Source organism: Pseudonocardia sulfidoxydans NBRC 16205 (genome assembly GCF_007989085.1).
In the GTDB taxonomy this organism is placed as follows: domain Bacteria; phylum Actinomycetota; class Actinomycetes; order Mycobacteriales; family Pseudonocardiaceae; genus Pseudonocardia; species Pseudonocardia sulfidoxydans.
In genome coordinates this window covers 1-6,439 of sequence record NZ_BJVJ01000144.1, presented here as the reverse complement: position 1 = coordinate 6,439, position 6,439 = coordinate 1, and the positions used below count along the sequence as shown (strand labels likewise).

The following is a 6,439-nucleotide window of genomic DNA, read 5'->3' as shown; positions in this document are numbered from 1 at the left end:
ATGCTGACCGGCGGGCGCAAATGCGTGATCTTCCAGCTCATCGACGACCACTCCCGCTACGCGCTCGCCTCCCACGCCGCGGCCGGTGAGACCGCCCAGGATGCGATCGCGGTCTTCGACAAGGCCGTGGCCGCCCACGGCGTGCCACAACGGCTGCTCTCGGACAACGGGCTCGCGCTCAACCCGTCGCGTCGTGGTCTGGTCGGGCGGCTCGTGGCACACCTCGCCGCGTTGGGCACCGAGGCGATCACCGGCAAGCCGCGCAAGCCGACCACCCAGGGCAAGAACGAACGCTTCCACCAGACCCTGTTTGCCGCGGACGTAGGCATCGTGTGCGTCCAGTGTCGCTCGGGCAATCATTGCCCCAGTACATCGCAGATCTGGTGAGACAGTGCGCTGACCGTCCCGCCGCCATGTTTGATCTCGATCCACGACCTGGTCCTTGACCTGCGCTGGGTGAGGCCTGACCTACAGTTGATCTTTGGCCACGCTCCTGGCCACGAACTGCTGTCGACTCATGCCTTCGGTGCCCATTCGGGAGCGAGACACGCCAGTCAATCCGCCGGTCACAACTGATGTGGGCAGCAGCATCCCAACTACGGATCAGAACGCCGAAGGTCGGCACTACAGGCCCAAGCTAGGGCCAGCGCTCAGGGCCGCGCGGCCGTGAACCGATGATCGAGCCGCCTTCGGCGGCGGGCCTGGTGGCCCTTTGGCTTGGCACGGCCTCACTCACGGTCAAGGGCGCTGCGCTGCGCTCCGCGTCGCTATCGCGACAGACCTTCGGTCTGCCCGTGGACCGTGAGCCTCTACGGCCGTGCGGGTGCGCCTTACGGCGGCGGGGAACACAGCGCCCCGCCACCCCAAGGGGACAGGGCCACCAGGCCTTTCGTCTCCTCGATGCCGGGAGGCCGCCATGACCACCACCAACACCCTCGACACCACCACCGCCAGCGCGGCCGGCGGCGCGCGGAAGGGGTACCGCCGCGCCGAGCAGGACGGGACCCTGCCCGCGGATGTTCCGCAGATGGTCGAGGCGCCGGTGGGGGCATGCGCGGTGATGGGTGTCCTGGTCCGTGTCGCTGGGGCGGTCCCGATCCGTCTGGACATGTCCCACGCGGGCACCCACGAGATGCAGCTCGGCCTGTCCCTGGGCACCATTTTGATCTACCTGCGGACCGCGATCACCGCGCACGCGATCGCCGACGGCTGGGCCAACGCGGCGCTGCTGGCCCGGGATCTGCCGATGAGCGCGATCGGGAAGCGCCCGATGCCGGTCGGTCCGTCGACGGTGGGGGCGATGGTGCGGATGGCCGGGGTACCGCGCGTGACCACCGGGTGGCAGGACGCCGTGCCCGGGACGACGCGTCCGGCGTTGCTGCGGATCCAGGCGGGTCCGGTGACGTGGGAGGTGTGCGACACCGCCGCGTACCGGTCGATGTTGCGGGGGTGGCGGCAGGCTGCGCAGATGCTCGACGCGGGCGCCGCCCTCGACACCGCCCTCGACGCCGACGGCGGCGAGTGATCCGGCGCGGCGTGGTCAAGGGCTGACGGGGAGAGTGTGGATGGTCGGGCCGGGTTGTGGACAACCCGGCCCGGCCATCCCCGTTACGACGTCGAACGAGGTGAGATGCGGCCATGCACGACGACACAGGGACGGCCGGAGACGGCGCAGGGGCGGGGGCGCGGTGGTCGGTGGGGGTGCTCGCGTCGGGGGTGGAGAACCTCGAGCGGTTGGACGCGGGGACCGCGCCGTCGGTCGGGGCGGCGTGGGCTGCTGCGACCGCGGCGATGATGGCGGCGCTGCAGGTGTGGGGGCGTCGGGAGTTCTGGCTGTCGGTGGCCGGGGCGCCGGTGATGATGATCCCCGGCCTGACCGTCGACGGGCGCGTGGACGTTGACGACGCCCGCGCGGGCCTCGAGGAGCTCGCCGCCCGCAACGTCTACCCCTGAACCGCCGGACGCTGCTCGTCGGTGCCGGCGGGCGCCGGTCGGTCAGGTGTGCGGGAGGCGCTCAAGGCCGCGCGGGCCGAGAACCGATTGCGGAACCGGCCACCGGCCGGAGCTCCGTGGCAAGCCCGAAGGATGTGAGCCGACACTGACAGATCCGCTCTATCCCGGCCAGCGTGGCTAGCCCCCGTAGGGGCCTTGTATACCAACGCGCGACTGGCAGGGACGCAGCAGGTCGTGCCGCACAACGTCACTCCTCGCGCCTGAGTCTGCGCTCGGGAAGCAGAGGCGGTGGTCCTGGCACGGCATGTGGCACGAGATGTTGTCGACCAGAGTGGTTCTGGATGCTCGGGAAAGCGTCCGTGTTGGTGTCGTTGCTGGTAGCGGCCTCGGTCGGGGCGGAGCGACTGTCTTGTAAGCCGCAGTTCGCTCTACGGAGGCGATGGGGCTGATGCCACGACGACCGCTCGCTTTCCGCGAGCTACCTGGATGAGGCCGTCCTGCTTCAGCGTGGCCATCGCGCGGTGAGCCGTGCCGACGGAGACGTCGTACGCCACGGCTAGTTGGGCGACTGTTGGAAGTCTGGCGCCCACCGCCAGGGCGCCGCTACTGATCTGGTCTCGCAGGTCGTCGGCGATCGTGGCGTAGGGGCCTCGCGGCCCGACGGCTGGGATTGGCCGGGGGACGATCGTGCTGAGGGTGGTCGCAGCGGCTCGATCGGCCTGTTCAACCCACGCTGCATAGATCCGCAGGGTCGTCGCACCACCACTTCCATGCCCGAGCCGGCCTGCCACAGTACGGATGTCGACACCGGCCGCGACAAGCTCAGTGGCAGAGTAATGGCGCAGCGAATGCAACCTGGTGCTACGAAGACCGAGCTTGGTCGCCATCCGGCGATAGCGCTGGCTGATCGAGCTAGGCGGGTACGGTTTCGAAGCGTCTGGCGTGGTCGAGAACACGAAGGCGTCTTCGTCGAGTTTTGCTCCGAAGACGGCGAGGCGATCCCACCACATAGCGCGGTGAGCGTCGAGCAGGTTGATGGTGTGGGGATCGAGGGCGATTCGGCGTCGGGCGCCGGTTTTCGTGCCCTTCTCGTGGAGGCCGGCCTTCGTCTCGGCGTTTGCACGGGAGACCCAGACGGTCGAGCGGTCGCGGTCGATGTCGCGCCACCGCAGTGCAGAGACCTCACCGCGTCGGGCGCCAGTGATCATCAAGAGCCAGACGAGCATTCCCCACGCGGGGTCCGCCCAGGCGTCATTGAGGATCCTCGCTGCCTCGGCGGGAGTGGGCGGGTCGGGATCGGCGCGCGACGCCCGTGGTGGTTCGGCTGCGGACGCTGGATTCACACCGAGCCGTCGCCAGCGGACGGCTCGGGCCAGAGCGGCGTGAATGATGCTGTGGATCTTGCGGGTGGTGCTCGCAGACAACGGGCGGCACGCGTGGCCCGCGCGGGTGCGTCCGGTGCACAGCTCGCGGCAGGTCTGGAGTCGTGCGTAGAAGCGCTCGAGCATCTCGGCGTCGAGTTGCGCGGCCTGCATCCTGCCGAGCACAGGAGACACGTACAGGCGGACGAGGTCGTCGTACCGCTCTCGGGTTGTCGGCTCCAGCTTGGCGACTTCGAGCCACTTCTCGATCGCCTGGTTCACAGTGATCGCAGACTTCGGGTGCCGGTTCTCGTCGACCTCGTGCTGGAGCCGCGTCAGAACGCGCTCGGCTTCGGAAGCGGTCGCAACGGTCTCGACGAGGTAGCGGCGCTTGCGGGTCAGCGGGTCTGTCCCTGCGTACACCTTGGCGCGAAAGCTTCCTGAGGGCAGCTGCTCGATGTGCCCGCGAGGTCTGCTGCGTCGCGCCATGGTGACGATCTTACGACGCGAGTGATTCCACAAATGATTCCATGATCGGCGACGAGTAACCTCAGTCCCAGAGAATCCCCTGGTCAAACCTAGCGCCCCCGGCAGGATTCGAACCTGCGACACCCGCTTTAGGAGAGCGGTGCTCTATCCCCTGAGCTACGAGGGCCTGCGGCGAGCCTACCTGGGGCTCCCCGGCCCGTCGTCGCCGCCGTCGGCGTCGTGGGGCACATCTGGGGCACATGCCGCCGAGTCCATGCGGTCGGCCAGGTCGTCGAGCCGGTCCGGGAACAGGTGGCCGTAGAGGTCGAGGATCACCCGCACCCGCGACCTCCTCACCGCTACCGGACACGACGTCCACACCGTGACTCTCGTCAGCAGGCCATACCGGCAGCGCCGAGCCCGAGCGACGTGTCGGAAGCTGTGGCCCGAGGTCGACGTCGTTGCGGCCGGGGCACCGGACCAGCTGCGCGAGTACATCGTGAGCATCGGTGACGAGCGCCGTGTGATCTCGATGCTCGTCGGCGACACTCACCGCATCGACGTCTACGCCCAGCGAGGCTTCGCAGCCCCCGTGCCGATGCCGGCCGACGCGCGCGACGCCATGGCACTCCTGATCGACCGCGGCTACACCGACCGCCTCATCTGACCAGCGCCGACCGCAGCCTCGACATGCTGCGCACAGACTTTCCATTCCGTGTCGAGGCGGCGCCTGCGGCGCCGCGGCCTCCGGCCGGTCCCCGCGCGGTGCGCGGCCGCGGTGGTTCACCGCTGCTCTACGCTTCCCTTCCGCAACGAAGGGATGATCTTGGATCCGATAGTCGTCGTGACCACAAGCCCCACCGCGCTCGTAATCGCGATCGCAAGCGCCGCAGTCGCGCTTCTTGGGGTCACAGGGCAGTGGATTCTCTACCGGCTGTCCGGCTCCCGACTACACATACAACTAGCCCCGTGTGCCGTCGACGATCACGGCAACCTGCTTAGCGGCCCAGCGGCCGGATTTCGGCAAGTGCCCCCGAAGCTACTCAGCGACCTAAGTCCATGGATGGTCGATCTGGCACGTGTCACCGTCACCAACATCGGACGTACCGCTGTTTCGATCTCGCCGCTCGAACTCGATTTTGGCCGTCGAACCTGGTGGAGAAGCGATCGAACGGGCTTCTCGGGGTTTCCAGTCCCGATCCAGGAGGGCAAGGCCAAGAACAAGCGACGACGCCTCGAACCCGGTGAGGCCGTTGACATCTACTTCGATGCGTGGGCGTTGATCGAAAGTGCACGGCAGCACGCACCCGGGAAGAAGGTCCAGGTGCGCGGCAAGTGCGCAGCCGTTTCGCGAAAGCCAACGCTCTCGTCACGACGGCTCCGTTGGACCATTTCTCCTGAGACTGAATGCCTTCGGCCATACATCACTGTCACTCCGGAGCTTCGAGCATTCTGGGCGTTGTGGTGCGCCCTCGCGCGAAAGAGAGATGCATCAATCTCGGTAGCATGGTTCGCTGTTCGGCAAGCCTTAAGCGAGGGGGCCGACTCCAACAAGCTCGTCGAAGTGCTAGATGATTGCATGCCTGACGATTTCCATCACTTCACTGCGATGCAGATCCATGATGCTTATCGCCAGTGATATCAAATCTTTCGGCGTCGCGGAAGGGCGCCCTCGCCGGGCGGCAAGCCTCCGGGATGGCGGGTGCGTCATCCCGCCGGCCTTCCTTCGGACTACCACACGACGTCCCGGGGGCAGAGCTGGACGACATCGGCCGGCGGTTGCGTCAAGGGCTGCCCCCGGGCCGTCGCGCGGTCGGGTTGCACCAGGCCGACGGGATGACGCACGAGCCCCAGCGTGGTGAAAAGACGGAGCAAATCCGGAGCGAACGGTCGGGGAGCGTCCGTCACCTCCCGAGGCGCCCTAGCGCGAACGTCCAGCTCGGCGAGTACGCGCCACCACGGGACATCAGCACCCGAGCCACCGCTTCTACCTTCACACCGAATCGCTCGCGTTGCCGCGCGGCACCCCCTGTCTCGGTCTGTTGGGGGCGCTCTGCGCGCTCGGAATTACTGACTACAGATGAATAGTCAGTCATCCAAGACTAGGGCGCGGGCTTCCAGCAGGGCTGGGTGAACCTCATCAAAGAACGCCTTCGTGGGGCGAAACCATGATCGGGCGGGATGAATCACCGATACGAACCCCAGGGGACCATACGCGGTGTCAACGGCCGTACACGTTCCGCGACTCGGGGTCGGAATCCTCAGTGCCCGAGCCACTGACTGGGACGGGGACTGGCCCGACTTACTCCATCCCTGCGCCACTATGACTGTGGGTTCAAGGATTCGGATGACCTCACGAAGATGTACTACGCACATCTCGTACATCTCGCGGCTTCCGCCTCCTGCGGCGGAGTCACTCAGACGTGAACATAGTGTTGCATTACTCATCGCAAAACAATCAAAGACATGTGCTGGTCGATTACCGACCAATAGATCATCGGGCGCGTCGAGGTCGCGTCCAAGGAGCGTTTTAAGTGCTAGCGCAGTGCCGTCCATATGCTGGGTTCTAGGCATCGGCCTGGCCGAAATCGGTTTACTGGTCTCAACTTGGGCGGCTCGCTGCTCGATTGTGACATGCTGATCGGGTCGCCCAGTTG

Annotated in this window: 6 protein-coding genes, 1 tRNA gene and 1 pseudogene; 5 read left to right on the top strand and 3 right to left on the bottom strand. The window is 66.7% G+C overall.

Annotated elements, in window-relative coordinates; translation table 11 throughout:
* The 3 genes and pseudogenes from PSU4_RS30420 to PSU4_RS30410 all read left to right on the top strand — a co-directional run.
* Positions 1-312, top strand: a pseudogene (locus tag PSU4_RS30420) (DDE-type integrase/transposase/recombinase); the annotation flags it as partial.
* Positions 313-916: 604 nt separating this feature from the next.
* Positions 917-1,525 carry a hypothetical protein gene (locus tag PSU4_RS30415; protein ID WP_147116072.1) on the top strand — a complete coding sequence of 203 codons (609 nt, stop codon included), beginning with the start codon at positions 917-919 and terminating at the stop codon, positions 1,523-1,525.
* A 113-nt stretch (positions 1,526-1,638) separates the two neighbouring features.
* Positions 1,639-1,953, top strand: a complete 315-nt coding sequence (locus PSU4_RS30410; protein WP_147116070.1) for a hypothetical protein — start codon at positions 1,639-1,641, stop codon at positions 1,951-1,953.
* Positions 1,954-2,381: 428 nt separating this feature from the next.
* Here the strand turns inward: PSU4_RS30410 and PSU4_RS30405 are convergent, their stop codons facing one another.
* The 3 genes from PSU4_RS30405 to PSU4_RS31680 all read right to left on the bottom strand — a co-directional run bounded on the left by PSU4_RS30405 (position 2,382) and on the right by PSU4_RS31680 (position 4,124).
* The gene (locus tag PSU4_RS30405) at positions 2,382-3,803 is read right to left on the bottom strand and encodes a tyrosine-type recombinase/integrase (protein WP_147116068.1); all 1,422 of its coding nucleotides are present in this window, start codon (positions 3,801-3,803) and stop codon (positions 2,382-2,384) included.
* Between the two features lie 93 nt (positions 3,804-3,896).
* Positions 3,897-3,969, bottom strand: a tRNA-Arg gene (locus PSU4_RS30400).
* Between the two features lie 11 nt (positions 3,970-3,980).
* The gene (locus tag PSU4_RS31680) at positions 3,981-4,124 is read right to left on the bottom strand and encodes a hypothetical protein (RefSeq protein ID WP_186817277.1); all 144 of its coding nucleotides are present in this window, start codon (positions 4,122-4,124) and stop codon (positions 3,981-3,983) included.
* A 157-nt stretch (positions 4,125-4,281) separates the two neighbouring features.
* Between PSU4_RS31680 and PSU4_RS31675 the strand changes: the two genes are divergently transcribed.
* Both PSU4_RS31675 and PSU4_RS30395 read left to right on the top strand, forming a co-directional pair.
* Entirely contained in the window at positions 4,282-4,449 is a 168-nt protein-coding gene (locus PSU4_RS31675; RefSeq protein ID WP_186817276.1) for a hypothetical protein, read from the top strand.
* A 396-nt stretch (positions 4,450-4,845) separates the two neighbouring features.
* Complete coding sequence (locus PSU4_RS30395) at positions 4,846-5,421, top strand: hypothetical protein (protein ID WP_147116066.1); 576 nt, start codon at positions 4,846-4,848, stop codon at positions 5,419-5,421.
* Positions 5,422-6,439 lie beyond the last annotated feature (1,018 nt).

What these genes read in the sequence shown, in the direction of transcription:
- PSU4_RS30415 (WP_147116072.1), top strand. Translation starts at nt 917, where the DNA reads ATGACCACCACCAACACCCTCGACACCACCACCGCCAGCGCGGCCGGC.
- PSU4_RS30410 (WP_147116070.1), top strand. Translation starts at nt 1,639, where the DNA reads ATGCACGACGACACAGGGACGGCCGGAGACGGCGCAGGGGCGGGGGCG.
- PSU4_RS30405 (WP_147116068.1), bottom strand. Translation starts at nt 3,803, where the DNA reads ATGGCGCGACGCAGCAGACCTCGCGGGCACATCGAGCAGCTGCCCTCA.
- PSU4_RS30395 (WP_147116066.1), top strand. Translation starts at nt 4,846, where the DNA reads ATGGTCGATCTGGCACGTGTCACCGTCACCAACATCGGACGTACCGCT.